The sequence below is a fragment of the Vibrio sp. ZOR0018 genome, from assembly GCF_963865925.1.
Lineage (GTDB): Bacteria > Pseudomonadota > Gammaproteobacteria > Enterobacterales > Vibrionaceae > Vibrio > Vibrio anguillarum.
In genome coordinates this window covers 1-1369 of the sequence record NZ_CAWMCN010000088.1, presented here as the reverse complement: position 1 = coordinate 1369, position 1369 = coordinate 1, and the positions used below count along the sequence as shown (strand labels likewise).

The following is a 1369-nucleotide window of genomic DNA, read 5'->3' as shown; positions in this document are numbered from 1 at the left end:
TCAGCATGCGGTGAGTCTTGTGATTAAGGCGACGTGCGGTCGCTTTTGCAGTGCATTGCTCACCCCTTAGCAGGGCGTTAGCACACATATCTCATAAACTGGAGCTTGTATTCTGTTACGGTATTTCTGTTCAATGGCCTTTTGCCTTGGTTTAGTATCGAGACGTAACCTTTATTTGAGAGGCTGAAAAATGAAAAAATCGTTAATGGTACTGACTGTAATTATTGCTTTAGTGGGTTGCGATGATGCAACTAAAGCGATTGATGAGGCTCAAGCAGCAGCAAATAAAGCCGTAGATAGCTTGCAGCAGAAAGCGGACTCACTAAATTTGCAAGCTCTTAATCTTGACGTTCTTGGTGACGCGACTCAAAAAGCACAAGAGTTTACTCAATCAATAGATTCGTTGGTTAAGACTGACTTTACCGATTATCAAGCAGTTGTTGCCGCTACAGAGAAAATTTCTAATTCCTACAGTTGTTTAGTTGACGTTTCTTCGGAAGCAACAGCGGAAAACTTGCTAGATAAAATCGTATCATCAGTAAAGAACGATCAAGTGTTAGCAATTATCGAAAAAGGCGTGGCACAAGCTAAAACGGCGAAGGAGTGCGTTATGTAGCCAGTGCGTGCTAACAAACGCCTCAAGAGGGACTGTCAACGCGTGGCGTTTCCAGTCCCAATGAGCCGCGGTGGTTGCAGTGGTTGTATTTGAGTTTAGTGTTAATGCGTTGCCAGCCCCTTAGGCGGGCGTTATGTGTTTGATGGGTTTTTAAGGTCAAAGCTACGATTTCATTGAGAATTCGTTCCGTGTTTTCGGCAAGTTGGCTTGGTCGAAATGGATTTTTGAACAACCTGAGATTGATCGTTTTCAAGGTTCTTGGGTTGCCTCAATGGAGTTTTGGATCTGGTTTGTGTTGAGTTTCGGCAGTTTCAAATCGCTTTAATTGAAATGTCTTTTTGACTGATTCTCTTGCTGAAGCTCAGCTCTGAAAGTCTGGTAAAGCAAAATGTTTTGTTGTGGTTGAAAGGGCGCTTTCTTTGTTGTTGATTCTGCAAGTGGCTCTCTTTGGCTAAGATCGCTGTGAAATTTAGGGTTTGGTCAGCATCGTTTTTGTACGTAACTTATTCAAATCTCTTCATTTCTACGGTGGCTTACTTTGAATTCACGGTAAAATTCACATAACAAGCAATTCAAGTGGATTCTCAACGCGTGGCGGTTTTACTATGCGTTAGGTAAAGTGTTTTACGGTGTTATGCAGCGGCTTGGCCAGTGCGTTGTTCACCACTTAATTGGGCGTTATGAGCTTCCAAGAATTAGAAGGAAAATATGGCAGTTTTAGAAATTCTGACTGCACCGGATCCAAGGCTTAAG

The 1369-nt window shown here is 42.7% G+C and carries 1 protein-coding gene; it reads left to right on the top strand.

Going from position 1 to position 1369, the window contains the following annotated elements; genetic code table 11:
- The first annotated feature begins 190 nt into the window (after nt 1–190).
- Entirely contained in the window at nt 191–616 is a 426-nt protein-coding gene (locus AACR75_RS04985; protein ID WP_047691697.1) for a hypothetical protein, read from the top strand.
- Nucleotides 617–1369 lie beyond the last annotated feature (753 nt).

Excerpts from the sequence above, each read along its gene's own strand:
- AACR75_RS04985 (WP_047691697.1), top strand. The coding sequence starts at position 191 with ATGAAAAAATCGTTAATGGTACTGACTGTAATTATTGCTTTAGTGGGT.